General features: G+C 52.6%; 21 protein-coding genes. 15 read left to right on the top strand and 6 right to left on the bottom strand.

All coding sequences use genetic code 11. From position 1 onward, the window contains the following. Window positions 1–25 precede the first annotated feature (25 nt). The 5 genes from alsC to C1A10_RS10110 form a co-directional block, all read right to left on the bottom strand. Window positions 26–1,009 (bottom strand): D-allose ABC transporter permease, encoded by a 984-nt coding sequence (gene alsC, locus C1A10_RS10090; RefSeq protein WP_101910144.1) that lies wholly within the window; start codon window positions 1,007–1,009, stop codon window positions 26–28. Continuing rightward, window positions 999–2,546 (bottom strand): sugar ABC transporter ATP-binding protein, encoded by a 1,548-nt coding sequence (locus tag C1A10_RS10095; protein ID WP_101910145.1) that lies wholly within the window; start codon window positions 2,544–2,546, stop codon window positions 999–1,001. Before C1A10_RS10095 ends, alsC begins: the two co-directional genes overlap by 11 nt. A gap of 83 nt (window positions 2,547–2,629) precedes the next feature. Further along, on the bottom strand, window positions 2,630–3,658 hold the full coding sequence (gene alsB / locus C1A10_RS10100; protein WP_242968908.1) for a D-allose transporter substrate-binding protein: 1,029 nt from the start codon (window positions 3,656–3,658) through the stop codon (window positions 2,630–2,632). 216 nt (window positions 3,659–3,874) lie between these two features. Continuing rightward, window positions 3,875–4,879 (bottom strand): LacI family DNA-binding transcriptional regulator, encoded by a 1,005-nt coding sequence (locus C1A10_RS10105; RefSeq protein WP_101910146.1) that lies wholly within the window; start codon window positions 4,877–4,879, stop codon window positions 3,875–3,877. A 208-nt stretch (window positions 4,880–5,087) separates the two neighbouring features. Further along, a complete protein-coding gene (locus C1A10_RS10110) occupies window positions 5,088–5,618 on the bottom strand; it encodes a CDP-alcohol phosphatidyltransferase family protein (protein ID WP_242968909.1) in 531 nt (176 codons plus the stop codon). Window positions 5,619–6,176: 558 nt separating this feature from the next. Between C1A10_RS10110 and C1A10_RS10115 the strand changes: the two genes are divergently transcribed. From C1A10_RS10115 to C1A10_RS10155, 9 genes are all read left to right on the top strand, one after another. Beyond that, complete coding sequence (locus tag C1A10_RS10115; protein WP_101910147.1) at window positions 6,177–7,253, top strand: LacI family DNA-binding transcriptional regulator; 1,077 nt, start codon at window positions 6,177–6,179, stop codon at window positions 7,251–7,253. A gap of 226 nt (window positions 7,254–7,479) precedes the next feature. Beyond that, a complete protein-coding gene (locus tag C1A10_RS10120) occupies window positions 7,480–8,559 on the top strand; it encodes a TRAP transporter substrate-binding protein (RefSeq protein WP_101910148.1) in 1,080 nt (359 codons plus the stop codon). A 92-nt stretch (window positions 8,560–8,651) separates the two neighbouring features. Then, window positions 8,652–9,170 carry a TRAP transporter small permease gene (locus C1A10_RS10125; protein ID WP_180951088.1) on the top strand — a complete coding sequence of 173 codons (519 nt, stop codon included), beginning with the start codon at window positions 8,652–8,654 and terminating at the stop codon, window positions 9,168–9,170. A 2-nt stretch (window positions 9,171–9,172) separates the two neighbouring features. Further along, entirely contained in the window at window positions 9,173–10,456 is a 1,284-nt protein-coding gene (locus tag C1A10_RS10130) for a TRAP transporter large permease (RefSeq protein ID WP_101910150.1), read from the top strand. Between the two features lie 18 nt (window positions 10,457–10,474). Beyond that, window positions 10,475–11,869, top strand: coding sequence for an L-fucose/L-arabinose isomerase family protein (locus tag C1A10_RS10135; protein ID WP_101910151.1), 1,395 nt, complete (start codon window positions 10,475–10,477; stop codon window positions 11,867–11,869). Between the two features lie 26 nt (window positions 11,870–11,895). Then, window positions 11,896–12,840 (top strand): AEC family transporter, encoded by a 945-nt coding sequence (locus C1A10_RS10140; RefSeq protein ID WP_101910152.1) that lies wholly within the window; start codon window positions 11,896–11,898, stop codon window positions 12,838–12,840. A 266-nt stretch (window positions 12,841–13,106) separates the two neighbouring features. Next, window positions 13,107–14,102, top strand: coding sequence for an ABC transporter ATP-binding protein (locus tag C1A10_RS10145; protein WP_242968910.1), 996 nt, complete (start codon window positions 13,107–13,109; stop codon window positions 14,100–14,102). Beyond that, complete coding sequence (locus C1A10_RS10150) at window positions 14,092–15,063, top strand: ABC transporter ATP-binding protein (RefSeq protein WP_101910154.1); 972 nt, start codon at window positions 14,092–14,094, stop codon at window positions 15,061–15,063. The genes C1A10_RS10145 and C1A10_RS10150 overlap by 11 nt, the downstream gene beginning before the upstream one ends. A gap of 48 nt (window positions 15,064–15,111) precedes the next feature. Continuing rightward, on the top strand, window positions 15,112–16,749 hold the full coding sequence (locus C1A10_RS10155; protein ID WP_101910155.1) for an ABC transporter substrate-binding protein: 1,638 nt from the start codon (window positions 15,112–15,114) through the stop codon (window positions 16,747–16,749). 11 nt (window positions 16,750–16,760) lie between these two features. On the opposite strand, the gene C1A10_RS18770 is transcribed toward C1A10_RS10155, so the two are convergent. Then, on the bottom strand, window positions 16,761–16,955 hold the full coding sequence (locus C1A10_RS18770; RefSeq protein WP_242968993.1) for a hypothetical protein: 195 nt from the start codon (window positions 16,953–16,955) through the stop codon (window positions 16,761–16,763). On the opposite strand from C1A10_RS18770, the gene C1A10_RS10160 reads away from it, so the two are divergent. The 6 genes from C1A10_RS10160 (at window position 16,935) to hcp (ending at window position 22,657) form a co-directional block, all read left to right on the top strand. Further along, window positions 16,935–17,885: an ABC transporter permease gene (locus C1A10_RS10160; protein ID WP_341456906.1), complete on the top strand. Its 951-nt coding sequence runs from the start codon at window positions 16,935–16,937 to the stop codon at window positions 17,883–17,885. The genes C1A10_RS18770 and C1A10_RS10160 overlap by 21 nt on opposite strands. A gap of 15 nt (window positions 17,886–17,900) precedes the next feature. Then, window positions 17,901–18,740 (top strand): ABC transporter permease, encoded by an 840-nt coding sequence (locus C1A10_RS10165; RefSeq protein ID WP_101910157.1) that lies wholly within the window; start codon window positions 17,901–17,903, stop codon window positions 18,738–18,740. A gap of 21 nt (window positions 18,741–18,761) precedes the next feature. After that, the gene (locus tag C1A10_RS10170) at window positions 18,762–19,091 is read left to right on the top strand and encodes a cupin domain-containing protein (protein WP_101910158.1); all 330 of its coding nucleotides are present in this window, start codon (window positions 18,762–18,764) and stop codon (window positions 19,089–19,091) included. A gap of 14 nt (window positions 19,092–19,105) precedes the next feature. Further along, window positions 19,106–20,176: a M24 family metallopeptidase gene (locus C1A10_RS10175; protein WP_101910159.1), complete on the top strand. Its 1,071-nt coding sequence runs from the start codon at window positions 19,106–19,108 to the stop codon at window positions 20,174–20,176. Between the two features lie 39 nt (window positions 20,177–20,215). Then, window positions 20,216–20,890, top strand: a complete 675-nt coding sequence (locus tag C1A10_RS10180) for a Crp/Fnr family transcriptional regulator (protein ID WP_101910160.1) — start codon at window positions 20,216–20,218, stop codon at window positions 20,888–20,890. A gap of 129 nt (window positions 20,891–21,019) precedes the next feature. Further along, entirely contained in the window at window positions 21,020–22,657 is a 1,638-nt protein-coding gene (gene hcp, locus C1A10_RS10185) for a hydroxylamine reductase (protein WP_101910161.1), read from the top strand. Window positions 22,658–22,887: the final 230 nt, after the last annotated feature.

Here is a 22,887-nt window from a genome sequence, read left to right on the forward strand (position 1 = left end):
TAAATTCCTTTCATACGGCAAATGATTACTTGCGGATTTTGCTGCTGGCACCAAAGAACCGGTCAAGTGTAACGGCGACGATGATCAGCGCGCCCATCGCGATCTGCTGGTAATAGGAGGAGACTCCCACCATGTTCAGTCCGTTGTTGATTACACCGATGATCAGGCCGCCCACGACCACCTTCGGAATGACGCCCTGCCCGCCGAAGAAGCTCGTGCCGCCGATGACAACCGCCGCAATTGCGAAGGTTTCATAGCCGGTGCCCGCGTTTGGTTCCGCGGCGGCCAGACGGGCAATGTTTACCATTCCGGCAAGACCGGAGCAGACGCCCGAAATCACAAAGGCAAGTATTGTATGTTTTTTCACGTTAATGCCGGCGAACCATGCGGATTGCGAGTTTCCCCCGATTGCGTAGAGGTTGCGTCCGGCCTGCGTTTTCATCGTAAAGAATACAAGGACGAGGGCTGTCACCAGAGCGACGATAATCGGCATCGGGATGATACCGAAAATTTTGCCGCCCACTGCTTTTGTGAACGAAGCCGGCACCCCGGAAACTGTGCGCGCATTTGCCATAATCATGGTTATGCCGCGAAGAATAGACTGCGTGCCCAATGTAATAATGAATGGGGGGAGCCCTGTCAGGTTGATCAGCCCGCCGTTCACCGCGCCGATTGCCGCGCCAAGCAAAAGCGTCCCGATCAGAACCGCAACGGTGGGGTGATAACCCAGCACCATCAGCTTTGCGGTGATTACGCCGGTCAGAGCCATGGTGGAACTGACCGACAGGTCGATACCGGCAAGCAGGATGGAGAAGAACTCACCGCAGGCAAGCAGGATGGTAATGGCGCTCTGTTCCACAATTTTAACGAGGTTGGTTCCGCTCAGGAAAGCCTTGGGCTGCATTGCGCCGAATACCAGTACCATTAAAATCAAAATGGATACCGTGCTGTACTTATCCCAAAAGTCGCTGAATGTCATTTTCGTTTTTGAAGCTGAATTATTCTGCATATTCATTCCCCCCGGCTTCATTCATATCAACTGTAGCCGCCTTTACAAGTTTTTCTTCCGTTGCTTCCGCGGCGCTGAACTCTGCGCTGATTTTTCCCTCGTTCATCACGATCATCCGGTCACAGACGGAAAGCAGTTCCGGAAGCTCGGAGGATACGACGATAACACCAATTCCGTTTTCGGTGAGTGTCCGCATCAGCTTATAGATTTCCGCTTTTGTGCCCACATCGATTCCCTTGGTCGGTTCGTCAAAAATAATCAGCCTGACGCCCGCGGCCATCCATTTCCCAAGAATGACTTTCTGCTGATTGCCTCCCGAAAGCTGTGTAATTCCCTGCTCCAGGGACGCGCACTTGATCTGAATAGCGGTTCGCTGCTCCTCCGCGACCTTCTGCTCGTCTTTAAAATCCACAAGGCCCCACAGTCCGCCAAAGCCTGTATGTTTGAGCTGGCGTGCGATGGAGATGTTGCGCTTGATGCTGAAGTTATGGAAAAATCCCGTTTCCCGCCGGTTTTCCGTTACCAGCCCGATGCCGCATTTCAGCGCGTCATAGGGATTTTTAATATGCAGCCGTTTGCCCTGCAGATAGATTTCCCCCGAAGAAATGGGGTCGGCTCCAAAAATGGCGCACATTGTTTCGCTCCGCCCCGCGCCGATCAGCCCGGAAAACCCGAGCACCTCGCCTTCGCGCAGGTTGAAACTGATGTTTTTGACATATCCGTCCCGGCGCGTCAAATTTTTGACCTCAAAAATCACCTTGCCCAGTTCATGGATATCGCCGCTGCCCAGATATTTGTCCTTCAGCTCCCGCCCAACCATCATGGTCACCAGTTTGTCCATGGTAATATCTTTCACGTCATGTGTGCCCACATAGGTGCCATCCTTGAGTACGGTGACACGGTCGCCGATCTGCATGATCTCCTTGAGCTTATGCGAGATGTAAACAATCCCCTTGCCTTCGGCTTTCAGCCGTTCAATGATTTTGAACAGCCGCGCCACCTCGTCATCACTCAGGGAGGAGGTTGGCTCATCCATTACGATGACCTGCGCATTGAAGGCAACGGCTTTCGCAATTTCCACCATCTGTTTTTCCGAAATGCTCAGGCTCCCCACCAGCGCAGAGGGCTTCCGGTTCAGGTCGATGCTTTCCAGCAGTTCCCGGGTCACCTTGCGCATTGCTTCTTGATCTATTACGGTTACGCCTGCGACCTTTTTTTTCAGCATCTTTCCTACGAAAATGTTTTCCTGAATGCTCAGCTCGTTAATCACACTGAGCTCCTGATAAATGATGCTGATTCCGCTTTCCGCGGAAAGCTTCGGTGTCAGACGGTTATATTCTTTGTCATGAATGGATATGGTGCCCTCGTCCGGTTCGTAGGCACCGCTCAGAATTTTCATCAAAGTCGATTTTCCAGCACCGTTTTCGCCCAGCAGGATATGGACTTCGCCCGGCCTGATATCAAAGGAGATATCGCTGAGGGCCTTGACGCCGGGGAAGCGCTTGGTAATATGGCTCATCTTTACAAGTGTATCCATAGCATCCTCTTCTTTACATCGGATTCTTTGGGAAGCTCCTGTCCCCGGGTTCCCGGGGACAGGAGAAGGAGAAAAGAGAACAATCAGTCTTTCTTGATCAGGATTGCGTCGATTCCTTCGGTGATGGGTTCCGCGTCCTTGTCGATCTGGCCGCCCTTCTCGACTGCTTCAATCAGCATCTGCAGGCCGCGCGCACCGATCTTCGCCGGGTCCTGCGCAACAGTTGCGGCAAGTTCGCCGGCCTGAACGGATGCCATTGCATCGTCGTTACCGTCGGTGCCTACAACAAGAATGTCTTTACCTGCATTCTTGACAGCTTCCAAGGCGCCCATCGCCATTGTGTCGTTGCAGCAGTAAATACCCTTCAGGTCGGGATATTTATTGATATAGTTGGTTGCAAGGTCATAAGCCTTGGTACGGTCCCAGTCGGCAGGCTGGCTCTCAACAAGTTTCAGCCCATCGGCGGAGAATGCTTCGGTCGCACCCTGCTTGCGGTCTTCTCCGGAAGCGGCGCCGGCTTTGCCTTCGATGATTGCAACTTCGCCTTTTCCGCCGATCTGATCAACAATGTACTGCGCACCCACACGGCCGACAGCAACGTTATCGGTGGAAACAAACGAATAGACAGCGCCGCCGAGAGCTTTCAGGCCGTCCATGTTGATCTTTTCATCGATGTTTACAATATAAATGCCTTTGGAAGTTGCGTCAGCAACCGCGTTATTCAGGTTATCAGCGGAAATCGGCGCCACGGCGATTGCTTTGTAGCCTTTGGAAATGGCATTTTCCAGCAGTGTAACCTGTCCTTCTACATCGTCTTCGGTGTTTGCAGCATAGATATCCACTTTGACGCCCTGCTTTTCTGCTTCTGCTTCCACGCCTTCTTTCATAGTCTGCCAGAACTGGCTGGAAAGCACTTTCAGGACAACTGCATATTCCGCGGTCCCGCCGGCTGCCGGAGATGCTGTCTCGGAAGCAGCTGCGCTGCTTGCCGGAGCAGCTTCGCTTGGAGCGCTGCTTTCATTTTTGGATGTGGAGCCGCCGCAGGCGGCCAGGGAACCTGCCATGGCGATTGAGAGAATCGCCGCGGTCATTGTTTTTAGAACTTTACGCATTTTCATTTCCTCCTTAGATTTGTTTGTGTCAATCCTGTTTATATAAATGAAATAAACAGACATCGTTCATGCATTATTCCGGCTAGAGTAATCGTTTTCGCACTCGGCACAAAATAATAGCACTTTAGTTTCCCCAAATTTTGTGAGAAAACGCAGTTGAATAAACGAGTAAACGTTACCGCAAAGGCTATAATGTTGCTATCTGTCAAAATCAAATCAGGTTGTATCTCTGCGAATCAGTTCAACCGGAAGCAGGTACCGGTTTCTTTCCAACGGAGCCCCATCAAGGATCGAAACAAGCGTATTAGCCCCAAGCAGCCCGAATGAATTCACAGACTGCCGGATCGTGGTGAGCCGGGGGCTGCACATAGACGAATAGGAAATGTCATCGAATCCTACAATGCGGACGTCCTCCGGAACAGATTTTCCCTGCTCCCGAAGCAAATCCAACAGGCCGTATGCCAGGCGGTCGGTGGTGCAGAAAATGCCGTCTATTTCCGGATGTTCTGAAAACAGTTCCATCATCCGCTGATAGCCGCTTTCTGCGTCGGCCTGAACAGCCTGCGCGACATGAATTTCACTTTCCGGGACACCATACGCCTTTAGCCCCCGCCGGAACCCGGCAACCCGGTCCGCATGGGAGGAAATTTCAAAGCGGTACGTGAGTGCCGCGAAATGCCGCGCGCCGCTTTTCATCAGCTCATCGGCCGCATAAACACCGCCGTTTTCATTATCGCTTTCAATCAGGACAAATTCGCCTTCGCGCGAAGAGAACGGGGGCTTGCGGTCGATATAAACGGTAGGCACCTGCAGAACCTGCTGCTCATCTGCGAAGTCACCCGAGATATAGATCAGCCCGCTGACCTGCTGGGACTTGAGCATAGTGATATGCCGCCGCTCAATGTCGTATTCTTCATTGGTATTGCAGATCATGGTAGAATAGTTGAGTTCAAACAGATTGTTTTGCAGTTCAAGCGTAACCTTGGCGAAGAATTCGTTGGTAATATCGGGTACGATGATCCCCACAACCTGCAGTTTGTTGGTCCGCAGGCCGCGGGCAAGCTGATTCGGCTGATACCCATACTGTTCGATGATCTGCTTGACGCGTTTTTCAGTCTCGCTGGAAAAGCGCCCGTTCTGGTTAATTACTCTGGAAACCGTTGCAACGGAAACTCCGGAAAGCGCAGAAATTTCTTTAATGGAGATATTCCGTTTTGGCATCTGCGGTTCCTCCAATCGGCAAACAGTAAGGGTAAAGGTTTACTCAATCATACTGACTTCCCGTGGGGTTGTCAAGACTCATCCAGCAAGATTGTATAAACCACTAAATGTTCTTTTCGGCATTTAGTCAATTTGATCTCTCCGAACTCATGATATCTGTGTAAAAAAGGACGCCGCGGGTTAAAGCTGGCGAGAAAGAGCGATGGACCTATTTCTTAAAAATGCTTCGCCGGTTGACGTCAAGCTGTGCCGAAGAGATATGGATGATTGTCTCCTCCGCGGCGGATAGAAAGGCAACGGCACAGACCAGCCAAAGCAGCGAAATCTGATTCCAAATCAAAAGGATTGGCGCTGTGAAAACAAGGAATCCCGTCAGTTTGTTTCCCCATGTATGCAAAATCGCGAAGGAACGGTATTTACACGCGGCGATTGCCATGTTTACAAAGCGGACAAGCGTGATGAGCACAAGGCAAGGGACAAAACGGCGGATTTCTCCGCCGTAATGCATAACCGCCCAGATGATGACGGCCGCAAAGAAAAGCAGGTCCGCGGCGGAATCCAGCCTTGCGCCGAGCTCGCTCTGCGTCTGCGTTTTGCGCGCGATATAGCCGTCCAAAACATCTGTAAAACCGCAGAGAAGGTAAAGAAACAGGAACAGAGTCTGCCGTTGTGCCGCGAAAAGCAATGGCAGAAAAAGTACGATTCTTACAGCCGTAATGATATTTGGAATATGTTTCAATCCGATCACCTTTTTACTTGATTTTTATTTCTCTGTAATGAAACAGGACATTCTGCTGTCTGGTTTTCAATGCTATGATCATGCTGTCAAAGAAAAACAAGAAAAGAGGATAGCAGCATGCAGTATGAAATGGCGGAGTTGGATCAAAAGATTATAGTAAGGGTATGCGCCCGCACCCAAAACAGCGACCCGGCAGGCGCGGTTTCTATTGATGTGGCTGTCAAATAACGGAAGGATTAAGATACTTGAAGCGATGCCTCAAAAGGAAGAATTGGTGCGTTTCTCAACCTGTGGATAACGTTTTAAATTTCATTTTTAAGAGCGTGATACCATTCATGCTCTTTTTTCCCAGTATATCATTCATGTGGTGTTGCGAAAAGGATATTTAATTTTGTTAAATTTATATCAAAAAATTGTCATCCTGTACCAATATTTTACCTGAGGTTTGTATTTTCTTCTGATTCTTTTGAGATTTCTTGACAAACTCAAAAATAAGTATAAAATTGCATTAGTCAATCGATTGCCATAGCAAATTGTTTGACTGATAGAGGAGACACCATGAAAAACAATGTAACGATTTATGATATCGCAAAGCGATTGGGAATATCCCCCAGCACGGTTTCGCGTGTGCTGAACAATTCTTCCCATCCCGTAAAGCAGGAAGTCCGCGAGCGTGTGCTGGCCGCCGCAAAAGAGATGGACTATGTGCTCAACGCACAGGCGCGCAACCTGAAAAAACAGATGAACCCAACCGTCGGTGTGATCCTTCCCTCTATCGCAAATCCATTTTACCCTTCGATTGTGCGGGGCATTGAAGACGAGGCTATGCGGCGCAACTATTATATCGCGATTTCCAGCTGTGACAAAGACCCCCGCCGCACCGACCAGTATGTGCAGAGCATGTTGGAGCAGAATATGCGCGGGATCATAGCCATCTATCTGGAATATCTGCCGCAGAGCCTTGCCAATTATGTGCAGCGGGGGGGGCAGGTCATCAGTGTTGTAACTGACGGTGTACTGTGCGAAAACGCGCATAACATCGTGGTTGATAAGGTCTTGGAAGCGCGGCAGGCAGTGGAACACCTGATCGGGCTTGGCCACCGCCGTATTGCAAATCTGATGAATGAACTTGACAGCCAGCTCCGCCGCAAAAGGCTGGAAGGCTATTTTACCGCGCTGAAAAATGCCGGCATTGAAATCAAGAAAGATTACCTCTATATATATGGGCAGGACATCCCCGCCTTTGGGGATGAATCTGCGGAAAGTGTAAAAGTCGGCTATGAGCTGGCCCGGAAAATGCTTGAACGAACCCCTGAAGTCACCGGTATCCTGTGTATGAACGATATGATGGCGTTAGGCGTCATCAAGGCGCTGAGGGAGAACGGCAGGCAGATTCCCGAGGATTATTCGATTGTCAGCTTCGACGACCTGTTTTTTGCCGACTGTATCGAGCCGAGCCTCACTACCATGCGGGTGGAAAAATACCAGTGGGGAAAGGCGATGGCCCGCTACCTGTTTGAAATCTTGGAGAATCCCGGTGCGGAATCAGGTACTGCCATGAAGGTGCAGAAAGTTCTGACGCCTTCCGCTCTTGTTGTTCGCGGCAGCACTGCCCCGCCCAGATGCGAAAACTAGGGGTATCCTTCCGGCAGAGCGATTTTTGAAAATCTGTCGGGGTTGCTCGTAAGAAAAAAGGAAATCGATTGCCTAAATAATACTTTTGCTATTTTATTTTGAGAATGTAATTCTTTTGAGAATGTAATTCTTAAAAAAGGAAATCGATTGCCATTAATTCTGGTCCAAAGAGGCGCAAGCCTCTGGAAAATATAATTCCCCTAATCAGGGAAAGGAGAAAACGTTCATGAAAAAGCATGTATCAGTCTTTGCTATGATGATCGCACTTTCCATGCTGGCTACCGGATGCGGCGGTTCAGCCGCGTCAACCGCACCCGCGGTTTCCTCCGCGCCTGCGTCTTCTTCCGCGAATGCCGAATCCGCGGCATCTTCCGCGGATTCCAAAGCGGCTCCGCAGGTTGTCCTGATCGGCGCTCACGTCAACACGGTGGACAGTTCCTATCAGGCGGGCATGGAAGCCATGAAGGAAAAGCTGGAAGAACTCTCCGGCGGCACCATGACCATGGAGATCCACGGCAACGGCGAGCTCGGCGGGAACGAAGCCGAACTGGTTGAAAAAATGGCGACCGGTACTGTGGACATCATTGTTTCCGCGCCGAATTTCGTTGCCACGAGCGGCGTACCCGAAGCCGACCTGTTTAGTATCCCGTTTCTTTACTCCAGCCTTGACCACTGGAAAAAAGTAGTTACCGGCGAAGTAGGGCAGACCATTTCCGACAAGATCGACCAGGCAGGCGCATTCCATTCCCTCGGCTACTGGAGCTGCGGCACCCGCCAGTATTTCGGCGTAAAGCCCATTACGCAGGCTGCCGACCTTAAGGGTGTTAAAATCCGTGTGCAGGATTCCGAAGCGGTTCGTAACGTCTGGAGCGCGCTTGGCGCAAACCCCACCACGCTTGCTTACAACGAACTGTACAGCGGTTTGCAGAACAACGTCATCGACGCCGCGGAAAATGACCTTGGTAATATTCTGCTGCAGAAATTCTATGAGGCCGGCCCCTATGTCTCTTTGACCAACCATGATATTGCGACCCGCATCTATCTGATGGGCGCGAACAACTACAACACCCTCACCGACGAGCAGAGAGCATGGGTGGACGAGGCCGCGAAATACAGCTGCGAACAGGAATGGGCCTTTGATGAAAAGCTGAATCAGGATGCGCTCGAGAAGATTAAGGAGAACGGCGGTATCGTAAATGAGCTTGACACCTCCGAACTGATCAATCTCTGTGCAGATGCGCGTGCCAAAGCAGCTGAAAAGCTTGGCGTTTCCGATCTGCTCGATAAAATCAACGCGGCGGCTTAATCAGAAAAAATCTGCCCTGCAGCGGCGAAACGCTGCAGAGCAGATTTTAAAAACAGTCATTTCATTCAACACACGGATAGGAGTTGAGTTCCTTGCTGAGAAAGATCTGCAACTTGTTTGAAAAGGCAGAAATTTTCCTTGGCGCTGCTGCGATTGTATTGTTTTTCCTGTGTACCGCATGGCAGGTAATTTCCCGTCTGATCGGGGTGCCCGCGGCATTTACTGAGGAAATCGCCAACACAAGCTTTGCATGGGCGACTTTTATGGGAGCGGCTGTACTGCTGCGGCACAATGAGCATTTCAGCTTTTCCGCTTTCAGTGCCAAGCTGAATGGCAAGGCATTTCTGGTTAACGAGTCCATCATTCTGATTCTTCTGCTTGGGTTCAGCGCTTTAATTGCTGTTCACGGCACACAGCTGACCATGCAGTTTGCCACATGGAGATTTACGTCGCTGCCCAAGGTCAGCAGGGCATGGGGCTGGCTCTGCATGCCGGTATGCGGCTACACATCTGTTCTGTACTGCGTTGAGAATATCATCAAATTCGTAAAAGACCCGTCCAGCAGAAAGATTCACGATGAGCTGGAAGAAATTGAAAGCGAGGTGGCGTAACCATGTGGGTTTTAGTAATCGTATTTCTGCTGCTGCTCGCAATGGGCATGCCCATTGCTTATATCCTGGGCGTAGTAGCGGTAGTCGGCATCTCACAGCTGGGGAGCATCCCGCTCATCACGGTTGTGCAGAAGATGTTTACCGGCCTGAACAGCTTCACGCTGCTGGCGGTTCCCCTGTTTGTTCTGGCCGCCAATATTATGAACCGCGGTAAAATCAGTGAAAAGCTGATCGAATTTTCCGATGGCGTTGTGGGGCATTTTGCGGGCGGCCTTGCCTATACGAACGTGCTGGTCTCCATGCTGTTCGCAGGCATTTCCGGCTCCTCCCAGGCCGACACCGCCGGTATCGGCAAAATCCTGATCCCCGGCATGATCAAAGAGGGCTATTCCAAGGAAACCTCGGTTGGCGTTACGGCGGCGTCCTCTACCATAGGAATCATCATTCCGCCCTCCATTCCGATGGTCGTTTATTCCAGCGTGGCGGGTGCTTCCATCGGCGCGCTGTTTCTGGGCGGCATCGTCCCGGGTATCCTGATCGGTCTGGGGCAGATGTTTATCATCTGGATGGGCAATAAGAAATATCACTACCCCAAGCATGAACGCCTGACATTCAAAAAAATGCTGCGGCTGACACTGGTAAGTGTTCCTGCCCTGCTTACCCCGGTTATCATCATCGGTGGAGTGTCTGCGGGTATCTGCACCGCTACGGAAAGCGCCTGTGTCGCCTGTATCTACGCGCTGATCCTTGGTGTATTTGTGTTTAAGACCATTACGCTGAAGGATGCCAAACCGCTGCTCCTGGATACGCTCAAAGTCAGCGGCGCGTCGCTGTTTGCTTTGGCAACCGCCAATGCGCTCGGACAGCTGCTCAGCTACTACAATGTCAATCAAATGGTGGGCAGTTTCTTCACCAGCAACCTCAACAATAAATTTGCCTTCCTCATCGCGGTTATTCTCTTCTATTTATTCCTTGGGACGTTTATGGACGCAATCCCGGCCATGATCCTGTTTGTTCCGGTGCTGCTGCCTGTAGCAACATCTTTCGGAATCTCCGCCGTACAGCTTGGCCTTATCATCGTTATCACGCTGGCTGTGGGACAGGTTACACCGCCTTACGGCCTCTGCCTGCTGATCGCCGGCAAAATTGGCAATATGCCTGTACATAAAGCATTTGTGGCAGTTGCCCCCTATATTGCGGTGTCCGTGGTTGTGGTCACAATCATTGCGTTCTTCCCGGATATTGCGTTTGGTATCCCAAAATTGCTGCAGCCCACATGGTTTTAAGACAAGGAGACTCATTGAATGGAAAAAACAAAAGTTGCGGTTGTCACGCTGGGTGATACCCGCAGAGAATTTTACCAAAAGCGCGCGCAGATTGCCGAGGCGGAAATTGCCAAGGTAAAAGAGGTCTTCGGCGGCAAATACGACCTGTTTATGCCGGATATCGTATTTGATACCGAGGAATGCCAGATAGCCGCGGACCAGATCCGCAGCCGCGGCATCAGCGCTGTAATTCTGCACGTTCCGATCTGGGCAACACCCAGCCTTGCATTTCGCATTGCGTACTGCACGGAACTTCCGGTTCTGCTGCTGGGTAATAAAAAGCGCGATACGTCAAGCCTCGTAACACTGCTGGCTGTGGCCGGTATGCTGGACCAGACCGGCAAAAGCTGTATCCGTGTTTCGGGCGAGTTCTTTGACGATACCATCCAAAAGCAAGTGGACGATTATGTTGCGGCCTGTTCGCTTGTGGACGGTATCCGCCGCTCAAGCTACGGCATGATTGGGGGGCGAAGCATCGGCATCGGTACCACGGTTGCTGACCCGAGCCAGTGGCAGGCCGTTTTCGGCACGGAATTTGACCACTGCGACCAGTTTGAAATTGTCTACCGTGCGCAGACACTGGATGACGCAAGGGTGCAGCAGCATCTGGATTGGGTCAAAGCCAACATTCACACAATCGAGTTCGGCGGCCTTTTCACAAAGGACACCCTTGAACTTCAGGTGCGCAGCTATCTGGCGCTCAAGGATATGGCGGCTGAGAAACATTACGATTTTATGGGAATCAAATGCCAGCAGGACATGAGCGACCATTTTGTCCTGCAATGCCTCGGTGTGGCCCTGCTCAACAATACCTATGACGCGGAGGGTCCCAAGCAGGCAATTCCCACCTCGTGCGAATGCGACTGCGACGGCGCCATGACCATGCGCATTCTGAACCTGTGCGCAAAGGGCCAGCCATCCTGCCTGCTCGATATTAAATATTTTGACGGCAAGGAAAAAGAGTTCGTCCTGGCCAACTGTGGCAGCGTTGCCCCCTATTTCGCAGACCCCGATGATTCCGGCAGCGCCTTAAAGAAGGTTGCTCTGCTGCCCCATATTTTCGGCCTCGCGGGCGGCGCCTCCATCCAGATGATCGCCAAACCCGGAAAGGTGACTGTCGCCCGCCTGTTCCGCAGCAACGGCAAGTATGTGCTGGGATGCTTTGAGGGCGTCACTGAAATGCGTCCCCTTGAAGAACTGAAAAAAACCACCTGGTGTTATCCCCACGCGTTTGTACGCGCCGATGCGGACTATGAGAAGTTTTTCCAGACCATCAACTCCAACCATCTGCACATGGCTTACGGGAGCTATGCAAAGGTGCTGGAACTGTTCTGCCGGATGGTGGGTATCGAATATATCTGCTACAACAAATAGGCGCGTCCGCAAAAAGGAAGTAGGCTATGCAAATTGATATGCAGGTCCTGATCAGACAGCTTGAGACCTTTCTGGTTCTGATCTTGTTCGGGTTTCTGGCAAACAAAATACATCTGCTTACAGATGAACTGCACGACAAACTCAATTCGATTCTGATGCGGGTTGTCATACCGGCGCTCCTCATCTCCACCATGGCGGGCGGCAGCGGGGAGGAGAATTTTCGTCTGCTGCTCCCCATGCTGGCGGGAGGCGTTCTGCTGTTCGGTTTTCTGGCGGCTGCCGGCCTGCTCAGCGCCAAGCTGATGGGATTTTTGGGAGATAAGCGGGATGTCCAGATCGCCGTTATGTCATTCAGCAGCCTTGGGTTTTTCGGAATTCCGCTTGTGTCCGCGCTGCTTGGCGGCACCGGGACCGCTGCGTTTGGGATTTTCTCCATCGTGGATAACCTTACCGTGTGGACCATCGGGCTGGTGCTCTCGCGCGGAGAATCTGGGAAAGGAAGCGGTACGTCCTTCCGGCAGAGTTTTCAGAAATTCATCCAGCCGGCGACCATTGCCGTTTTTATCGGCCTGCTGCTGATGGTCTTGCGTGTTCCGTCTGACAACCTGTTGATGCAGTCGCTTTCGGGCATCGGGAACTGCTCCAACCCGCTTGCAATGCTGTGCATCGGCGCAAGCATTGCGCGAAGCGACCTGCGCCGTCTCTATCTGGGTTGGCCTTCGCTGAGCGTCGTACTGGTTAAAATGATTCTCAGCCCGCTGCTGGTATATCGTGTTGCCGTATGGCTCGGTGTGTATCCGCCCGCGGCCGTCTCTCTGACGCTGATCGCGTGTCTGCCTTCCAGCAGCATGTTTTCCCTGATGTGCCGGGACAACGGCAACACAGAGGTGGACTATGCAACGCAGGCAGCCATTATCACGGTGTTTTGCAGCCTGTTCACCATCCCGCTGGTGGCATGGCTGCTCCGGTAGTATGGCTTGAAAAGTGAGGAGCAGCCGGCAGGATTTCTTTTGGAATCCTGCCGGCTGTGTGCCGTTAAAATGCGGCTTCTTTTATCTGCCCCTTGAAAAAAGAGAAAAAATAAAGTATACTATAAGAAATGCAACTATGGGGTTGTGGAAGATGACAATGTCACTACGCAGCTCCTTATTTTTTACAGGCCGTGGTTTATCACATTAAATCGGTGCTTTTTTTGCAGAATGGTGTTTAGTTTGATTCATTTTTGGAGGGCAGACCATTGGATAATCTGTTGGAAGTGCGCAACCTGAATGTAGATTTTTCTAACGGTGACGGACAGATCAGGGTGATCTCAGATCTTTCGTTCACCCTTGTCCGCAACGAGGTTTTGGGCATTGTGGGAGAATCCGGCAGCGGGAAAAGCGTAACCTCCCTTTCCGTGATGCGGCTGCTGCCGACGGCCGGTGCGCAGACGCAGGGAGAAGTCCTTTTTGAGGGGAAAGATCTGCTTTCCGTCAGCGAACAGGAAATGCAGCAGATCCGGGGGAACCGGGTTGCAATGATCTTTCAGGAGCCGATGACTTCCTTAAACCCGATACATACCTGTGGGAGGCAGATTACGGAATCGATTCTGCTCCACAGCAAAATGACTAAAAAAGAAGCGCAGGCAAAGGCGCTGCAGCTGCTGGAGCTTTGCGGCATCCCGGATGCTCCGCAGCGGCTGAAGGAATACCCGCACCAGCTTTCGGGCGGGATGCGCCAGCGCGTTATGATTGCGATTGCGCTGGCGTGCGATCCCGATCTGCTGATTGCCGACGAGCCGACCACCGCGCTGGATGTGACCATCCAGGCGCAGATTCTCAAGCTGATGAAGGACATCCGCAAACAGCGGAATATGAGTGTCATTATGATTACGCATGACCTCGGAATCGTATCTGACTTCTGCGACCGGGTGGCCGTCATGTATACGGGCGAGATTGTGGAGACCGCTCCGGTGAAACAGCTGTTTCGTGATCCGCTCCACCCCTATACAACCGGTCTGATCAACGCGCTGCCCAGACTTACCGGGCCTGCCGGCAGGCTTGAGGCAATCGAGGGCATGGTGCCCGACGCCGGTCAGATGCCGGAGGGCTGCCGGTTCAATCCGCGCTGCAAACAGGCTACCGAACGCTGCCGGCGGGAGCATCCGATGCTGAAAACGCTTTCGGACGGCCGCTGTGTGCGGTGTTTCCTGTTTGAAGACAAGGATCAAGGAGAAAAGCAACATGGAGAATGAAGTTCTGCTGAAAGCGGAGGGTGTAAAACAGCATTTCACCGTGAAAAAAGAAAAGGGGCGCAAAGCGACCCTTTATGCGGTCGACGGCGTGGATCTTTCCATTTATAAAGGCGAAACCTTCGGCCTTGTCGGAGAATCCGGCTGCGGGAAATCCACCCTCGGGAAGATGTTTCTGAGGCTTTACCCGCTGACAGCCGGAAAAATCAGTTTTGACGGTGCCGACATTTCGGGGCTTAAGGGCAAAGAATTGAAGAACTTCCGGTGCAAGTCCCAGATGATTTTTCAGGACCCGTCCTCGTGCCTCAACCCGCGGCGCAAAATCATGGACATCCTTCTGGAGCCGTTCATCATACATAACCTGTACACAAAAGAGGAGCGCCGCCAAAAGGTGCTGGAGCTGTGCGACATGGTCGGGCTTTCCCAGACCTATCTGGACCGCTATCCGCACGAAATGTCCGGCGGGCAGAAGCAGCGGGTCGGGATTGCGCGGGCGCTCGCCCTGCAGCCCAAACTGATTATCTGCGATGAGCCGGTCTCGGCGCTGGACGTGTCGATTCAGGCACAGGTCATTAACCTGCTGGAGGACCTGCAAAAGCAGCTCGATTTGACCTATCTGTTCATCTCGCACAATCTCAGCGTGGTGAAGCACTGCTGTCAGCGCATTGGCGTGATGTATCTCGGAAAAATCGTGGAGCTTGCCCCGGCGGAACGCATCTACCAGTATGCGAAGCACCCGTATACCAAGGCGCTGATTTCAGCCATTCCGCTGATTCATGACGGCAGCGGCGAAGCGGGACCCGAACGGATCGTGCTGTCGGGCGATCTGCCAAGCCCGATCAATCCGCCGCTCGGGTGCGCGTTCCACACGCGCTGTCCCAATGCCACCGAGCGGTGCAGGCAGGAAAGGCCGGTCTTAAAAGAGCTGGAACCCGGCCACTTTGCGGCCTGCCATCTTTATTAAAACAGGATCAATAAAGGAAGCCATCCTTTATGATATAGGAGGAATAAGATGAAAAGAATACTTGCAGTTTTAGTGACATGTACCCTTCTTTTAACGACTGCCTGCGCCAGCGGGAGCAGCGGGCGTGTGACATCCCAGCCGGAAGCGGGAGCATCAGGATCCGATTCGCAAACGGCGCAGCCCAAGACCGTCGTGATCGGCGCGCAGTCCGACCTGATTACGCTTGACCCGGGCAACATGTATGAGCCGTACGCGAACATGATTTCCTACGCGGCTTATGACATGCTCTACCGCGTGAAGTCCGGCACGATGGGAACCCCGGAGCCGTCGGTTGCAACCGAGGTCACGATTGACGACACCAAAACCGTTTATACCTTCAAGCTGCGCGACGACGTGGTTTTCGCAAGCGGGAACAAGCTGACCTCCAAGGATGTCGCCTGGAGCGTCAACCGTGTGCTGAATATGAAGGACAGCAACGCCTATTCAAACGTCAAGAACGTGAGCAAGGTGGAAGCGCCCGATGACTACACGGTCGTGTTTACCCTCGCGGAGCCGGACGCGTCGTTCCTCGTGAAGTTGACCTCCAACGCGTTCTGCATCCTTGACAGCGAAGTGGTCAAGCAGCACGGAGGCTCCGATTCCGGCAGCGACACCGCCAAAACATGGCTCGACACGACCTCCGCAGGCTCCGGCCCGTATGTGATCAAGAGCTGGACGCCCAAGGAGCAGCTTGTTCTGGAGAAAAACTCCAACTATTGGGGCACAGCAAGCAACATTGACACCATCATCCTGAAAGAAATGCCCAGCGTGGACGCGCAGATTACCGCTCTGCAGAATGGTGAAATTGATATCGCGCTCGGACTCAACTCCGAAACAGCCAAACAGCTTGAGGGTAAGGAAGGCATTACCATTTCAAACGGTGCCACCGCCCTGATGACCTTCCTGGTCATGAGCCGCGACCAGTCCCTTTCTCCCGAAATGTCCAATCCCAAGGTGCAGGAAGCCGTCCGCTATGCGCTGGATTATGAGGGCTATCTGACACTGGGCGGCGAAGGCTGCACCATCCCGCTGAACTTTGTTCAGGACGGCTTCTCCGGAGCGCTGACCCGCGATTCCGGCAGCCGCGATCTCGAAAAAGCGAAGGCTTTGATGGCGGAGGCCGGCTATGCCGACGGCTTTGACATCACGCTCACCTGCGCGAACAACAATTCCGAAGGTCTGGAATGGTCCACCATTGCGCAGAAGGTGAAGCAGGATCTTGCGGAGATCAACATCAACGTGAATATCGAAACCCTTGAGGCAACCCTCGTGTATGAAAAGATGCGCGATGCTTCTATGCCGCTCTATGTGATGTTCTGGTCGCCCGACTATTACGACATCAACAACCAGTTTGCGTTCCTGCCGGGAACCGGCGAAGACGGAACCGCCTACGGCAACCGCACAAAGTGGGAGCTGACCGCCGAGAATCAGCCGCTTTGGAATCTGGCGAACAAGATTCAGACCGAAACCGACCCCGACAAGCGTGCCCAATATTCCGAGGAGCTTCAGAAGCTGTTTGACCAGGACAACCCGTTTGCGTTCCTGCTGCAGCATCCCAAGACCTTCGCGTATAACTCGAATACCCTTGACAACGTAACCTATAACGACCTGTGCAAAATTCAGCTTTGTGACCTGACGGCGAAGTAAACAGCCGCTTTTCAGGCGCAAATCATCTGAACCTGTCCCTGATGCCGTGCGGGAACCTGCGCAGGCGCGCTTTCCCGCATGGCATCAGATTTACTTTCATCAAACAGAAAGGAAGTGCCCGCTTGTTCCGGTATATCATCAGACGTCTGCTCCTGATGGCCGTTTTGCTGCTTGGGGTTTCTGTCATGGTTTTTCTGATTTCGCATATGGTGCCCAGCAATCCTGTCGCGGCCAACCTCAGCCAGACCGCCCTGAACGACCCAGAAATCGTTGCGGCATATGAAGCAAAATGGGGGCTTGACAAGCCATTATATGAGCAGTATATCGTTTATGTTTCCAATATGTTGCACGGCGATTTCGGCACTTCCATCCGGACCGGAAGACCGGTGCTTCAGGATTTGATGCAGTATTTTCCCGCCACGGTGGAACTGTCGGTCTTCGCTATGATCATCGCCATCCTGCTGGGCGTAAGCTTCGGCATTCTGTCCGCGATCTTCCAGAATAAGCCGGCTGATCAGATTCTGCGTGCGATTTCCGTAAGCGGAGTCTCCCTGCCGAGTTTCTGGTTCGCGCTGCTGGTCATGTCGGTCTTCTGCGGGAAACTGAAATGGTTCCCCAGCGGCGGGCGCATCGACCCGCGCGTTTTTAACCCGACAGGGGGAACCGGTTTATATGTCATTGACGCTATCTCGTGGGGAGACTGGGGAATGCTTGCCGATTCGATGGCGCATCTTGTTCTTCCCGCGATTGTCCTCGGATTTTTTACCATGGGCCTGATTACGCGCCAGACCCGCTCCAACCTGCTGGAAGCAATGTCGATGGACTACATACGGACCGCGCGCTCCAAGGGGATGCGCGAAAGCAGGGTCGTCATCGCACATGCGCTCAACAACGCGCTCATTCCGGTGATTACTGTCAGCGGTATGGGGTTCTGCAACCTGCTCGGCGGTATGGTGTTTGTGGAAAAAATCTTTTCGTGGCCCGGCATTGGTCAGTATGCCTACCTGTCGGCCACCACACTGGACTTTCCCGCGATCTGCGGCGTTTCCCTGCTGATTGCGGTCACCTATGTTGTGATCAATCTGCTGATTGACATTCTTTATGGTGTCATTGATCCGAGAATCCGATATCAGTAGGAGGGAAAACACAGGATGAATACGCTAAAACAACTATTTAAACAGAAAAACTTCATGTTCAAGCTCGGCATCGTCATCTGCGCCGCATGGATTCTGGTGGCAATTTTTGCCCCGGTGCTTGCCCCCTACCATCCCATCACCGATCAGAATATTGCGAACCGGTTTCAGCCGCCGGACATGGAACACCTGTTCGGGACGGACAGCCTCGGCCGGGATGTGTTCAGCCGCGTGCTTTACGGAAGCAGGATTTCTATTACAGCCGGCATTGTCACGGTAATGATTTCATTCGGAGTCGGAATCCTGTTCGGCGGCATTTCAGGCTATCTGGGCGGAATCGCGGACGACGTCATGATGCGTTTCAGCGAAATGGTACAGTCCTTTCCGCCGCTCATTCTCGCAATGGTGATTGCGGCTGCTCTGGGACCCAATATCAGCAACTCGATTTTTGCAATGGCTATCATCTGGTGGCCCAACTATGCGAGGCTGACAAGGAGCATTGTCATCTCGGTGAAGGAAAACGATTATGTTACCGCGGAGCGGATTCTCGGCGCGTCGCATCTGCGGATTCTTTATAAAGAAATTCTGCCAAACAGCATCGGCTCGATGGCGGTCATGTCCACGCTCGACCTCGGCAACGCGATCCTGATGTTTTCCGGGCTGTCCTTTCTGGGGCTCGGCGTCCAGCCGCCGATGGCGGAATGGGGCGCGATGGTGAGCGACGGTGTCCTGACCTTTAACTACTGGTGGATTTCCACCTTCCCCGGGCTGGCGATTTTCAGCGTCGCCATCGGCGCCAACTTTATCGGCGACGGGCTCAGGGATTACCTCGACCCCAGAATGCGCAAACGGGTCTAAGAAAAAAGGAGACAGTCAATCATGGAAAAAATCAGTCTTGATCAGATCCCCGTAACCGGACTTCCGCTGTATGAGATGCAGCAGCTGTTCCGCGTTTCCGGCAGCTACAGCGATGTAAAAATCAGCTATATTACGCTGCTCCCCGGCAACCGCGTGCCTGTCAGCGGGACGGGGGCGCATCAGGAGGACGAATATTCGTTCTTTCTGGAAGGAGAGGTCTATACCGAAAGCGGCGGTTTTCAGGGAATCTGCCGCAAGGGGGACGCCACGCTGATTCCCAGAGGGGAAGCGCACTGGTGTGAAAACCGCACAGATAAACCATGCAGGCTGGTCTGTGTTCTGATGAAATAGCGGGAGATGGCTTTATGAATCAACAGCGGCTGAGCCGTGTCACAGCGTATATGAAACAAGAGGGTCTGGAGCAGATTATCGTTTCCTCAACGGCTTCTGTCTATTACCTGACCGGTTGCTGGGTGGAGCCGCATGAGCGCATGCTCGCACTGTATCTCGACGCGTCAGGGAAAGCGGTTCTGTTCGCAAATGCGATCTTCGGGCTTTCGGATACGCCGGAACTGCCCCTTGTCTGCCATACAGACTCCGACAACCCGGTAGAGGCGCTTGCAAAGGCGATAAAACCCGGAAAACTGGGAATCGACAAGTTCTGGTTCAGCAAATTTCTGATCGGCCTGATGGGGCTGCGCGGGGATATTGTGCCTGTGCCGGGTTCTGCTCCGGTTGACCTTGCGCGCAAACGTAAGGATGCGGACGAGCAGGAGCGTATGCGGGCAAGTTCCCGTGTCAATGATCTGGTTGTCGGGTCGGTTATCGGAATGATCAGGGATGGAATCACGGAAAATGAACTTGCCGGACAGGTTAATAAACTGTTTCTCCAAAACGGCGCGGACTGTGAGGGAACGCAGCTCGTCTGCTTCGGTGCAAACTGTGCCGATCCCCACCACAACGCGGGCAATACGGTTCTGAAGCCGGGAGACAGTGTCATTTTCGATATCTTTACCCCTATCGGCCGCTACTGGTGCGATATGACCCGTACGGTTTTCTACCAGACCGTTTCCGAAAAACAACGCGAAGTCTATGAACTGGTGAAACGCGCCAACGAGACGGCGATTTCCAGAATCAAGCCGGGGATGCTGCTTTTCGAAATCGACCAAACAGCGCGGGAGATCATTGCGCAGGGCGGCTACGGCCCCTATTTCACCCACCGGCTGGGGCATGGAATCGGGCTGGACTGCCATGAACCGCCCGATGTGAGCAGTGCCTCGAATACCCCGCTTGAGGCAGGGATGGTCTTTTCCGTGGAACCCGGGATTTATCTGCCGGGTGAGTTCGGTGTCAGAATTGAAGACCTTGTGCTGGTAACAGAAGACGGCTGCGAGGTGCTCAACCGTTATTCAAAGGATTTGCAGGTAGTCGGCTGAACGGTTATCGGCAGGATTGTGATTGTCATGAGGTGAACCATGATTTCAAAATTAAGCAGGTGCCCCTTGTTTGCCCAAATGACTGCCGATGATATCGGCCATTGCCTGGCGTGCAGCCGTTCTGAACTGGTGGCCTATGAAAAAGACCAGCCGATCTTTTTTCAGCAGGATAAGCCTCAAAAACTGTTTATTTTAGTGGAGGGGTCGGTCGCCATCTGCCGGGACACCGCGTCGGGCCAGAGAAACAGGATTACGACCATCAGCCAGCCCGGCGAACTGTTCGGGGAGGTGTTCCTGTTCCTGAATAAGCAGGAATACGACAATTATGCTGTCGCTGTCAGTCCGTCAAAGGTTTTGCAGATGCCCAGGGAATATCTTTTTCACAGCTGCGGCAAAAACTGCGATTACCATACGCTGCTGATTTCCAACATGCTGTCGGTCCTTGCGCAGAAAGCGTACTACCTCAATCAGAAGCTGCAGATTATGGCCAGCCCCACCCTGCGCCAGAAAATTTCGAAAATCCTGCTGCAGAATGCTTCTGCGGACGGAACCGTAGCTCTGCACATGAACCGGGAGGAACTGGCGGACTTTTTGAACACCGCCCGGCCTTCGCTGTCCAGAGAACTGATGAAAATGCAGACGGACGGGCTGTTGAAAATCGACGGGAAGCGAATCCGGGTTCTGGATTTTGAACAACTGCAAAGAAATTTATAAAAAGATGAATTCCGTAACATTGGTTACGGAATTTTTTTGTTTCTCCTGATAAGATAAGGCTATCGAAGCAATCTGCCGGAGCAGATGCCCGGCAGTCATTTCATAAAAACAGATCAGGAGGAATCAAACATGGAAAACAAAATGTTCTGCTATCAGTGCCAGGAAACCGCCGGATGTACCGGCTGTACACAGGTGGGTGTCTGCGGAAAGAAACCGGAAGTCGCTGCCATGCAGGATCTGCTGGTTTATGTGACCAAGGGAATTTCTGCTGTCACGACCCGTCTGCGCGCACAGGGCAAACCGGTCAGCCGCGAGGTCAACCATCTGGTAACGCTGAACCTCTTTACCACGATTACCAACGCAAACTTTGATGAGGATGCAATCGTTGCCCGCATTGTAAATACCTTGGAACGCAAAAAGGAACTGCTCGTACAGCTCGGCAGCGCCGAGAATCTGCCCGACGCGGCTGTCTGGGAAGCCTCCCGCGAAGAATTTGCCGGCAAAGCGGCAAAAGTCGGTGTGCTTTCCACGCAAAACGAGGACATCCGCAGTCTGCGTGAACTGATTACTTACGGCCTGAAAGGGCTTTCCGCTTACAGCAAGCACGCAAACGTTTTGCTGGAAGATAACGAGGAGGTTGACGCGTTCCTGCAGAGCGCGCTGGCGAAGACGCTGGATGACACGCTGGGTGTCAGCGAGCTGGTTGCCCTGACGCTGGAAACCGGAAAATACGGTGTGGACGGCATGGCGATGCTTGATAAGGCAAACACCACCGCCTACGGCAATCCCGAAATCACCAAAGTGAGCCTTGGCGTCGGGAAAAATCCGGGCATCCTGATCTCCGGACACGACCTGCGCGATATGGAGATGCTGCTCAAACAGACGGAAGGCACCGGCGTGGATGTTTATACGCATTCCGAAATGCTGCCTGCCCACTACTATCCGGCTTTCAAGAAATATCCGCATTTTGTCGGCAACTACGGAAACGCGTGGTGGAAGCAGAAAGAAGAATTTGAAAGCTTCAACGGCCCGATTCTGATGACGACCAACTGCATTGTTCCCCCGAAGGACAGTTATAAAGACCGGCTGTACACCACCGGTGCCGCCGGATTCCCGGGCTGTAAGCACATTCCGGGCGAAATCGGCGAGGAAAAGGACTTCTCCGCCATCATTGAACACGCAAAGAAGTGCGCGTCCCCGACCGAGCTGGAAACCGGCGAGATCGTCGGCGGATTCGCCCACAACCAGGTGCTTGCTCTGGCGGATAAGGTTGTCGATGCGGTTAAAACCGGCGCGATTAAAAGGTTTGTTGTCATGGCGGGCTGCGACGGCAGAGCCAAATCCAGAAACTATTACACTGATTTTGCAAAGGCCCTGCCCAATGACGCGGTGATCCTGACCGCCGGCTGCGCAAAATATAAGTATAACAAGCTGAATCTGGGCGACATCGGCGGTATCCCCCGCGTGCTGGACGCCGGGCAGTGCAACGACTCTTACTCTCTCGCTGTGATCGCCCTCAAGCTGAAAGAGGTATTCGGTCTGGACGATATCAACGACCTGCCGATTATCTACAATATTGCCTGGTATGAGCAGAAAGCTGTGATTGTCCTGCTGGCCCTGTTGTATCTCGGTGTTAAGAACATCCACCTTGGCCCCACTCTTCCCGCGTTCCTTTCTCCCAATGTTGCAAAGGTACTGGTGGAAAACTTCGGCATCGCCGGCATCGGTTCCGTTGAGGACGATCTGGAGCTGTTCTTCGGGAAATAGGAACCCTCTGCCCCACCCCGGTGGTTGGAAACGATAGAAAGATCTCCGTGCCAATGATCATTGGCACGGAGATCTTCTAAAAAATTTTAATTAAACTCTTTGATAATTCGATTTTTAGCCGATATAGTAATTAAGAACCGAATATTGTCGAAAATTGCTTTTTCTCATTTCCCTCCTGCCAAAACGCCGCCAATTGCCTGGCGGCGTTTTGGCGTAATGAGATCAATGGC

Origin of the sequence: Marasmitruncus massiliensis (genome assembly GCF_900186535.1) — a bacterium.
GTDB lineage: Bacteria > Bacillota > Clostridia > Oscillospirales > Ruminococcaceae > Anaerotruncus > Anaerotruncus massiliensis_A.